Source organism: Streptococcus oralis (assembly GCF_001578705.1).
Lineage (GTDB): Bacteria > Bacillota > Bacilli > Lactobacillales > Streptococcaceae > Streptococcus > Streptococcus oralis_J.
The window spans coordinates 1-491 of the sequence record NZ_KQ969044.1 but is presented as its reverse complement, the minus strand read 5'-3'; the positions used below and the strand labels follow the sequence as shown (position 1 = coordinate 491).

Sequence of the window (491 nt, the reverse complement as noted above, 5' to 3'; positions counted from 1 at the left end):
CTCCAGCATAGCTTTCACTTGTTCTAAATTAGGAGAACAAGAAAGATTATAGGCGATAATTTCGCTATTAAAGCCATCTAAAACAGGCGATAAATACAATTTCTGTGTGCTATTTGGAATAGCAAACTCTGTCACATCTGTATAGCACTTTTCCATTGGTTTGGCTGCTTCAAATTGGCGTTGAATGAGATTCTCTGCTTTCTTGCCAATCTCTCCTTGGTAGGAAGAATACTTCCGTTTCCGACGAATTCGAGCCGCTAAACCAAGTACTTTCATCAGACGTTGGACCTTTTTATGATTGACCGAATAACCACGATTTCTTAGTTCAAGAGTAATTCTACGATAGCCATAATTTCCTTTATAGTCATTATAAATGGCTTGAATTTCATCCTTTAGCTCTTTATCCTTATCTGGTTGATCCAGCTGTCTCTGCTTTTCTCGCTCTAAGGCTTCGTCCCTTTCCTCTAACTCTTTTAACTTTTTTAGGTAAT

The 491-nt window shown here is 37.9% G+C and carries 1 protein-coding gene; it reads right to left on the bottom strand.

Going from position 1 to position 491, the window contains the following annotated elements; translation table 11 throughout:
• The coding region (locus SORDD05_RS09625; RefSeq protein ID WP_231077337.1) for an IS3 family transposase at positions 1 to 491 on the bottom strand (491 nt) is incomplete at both ends.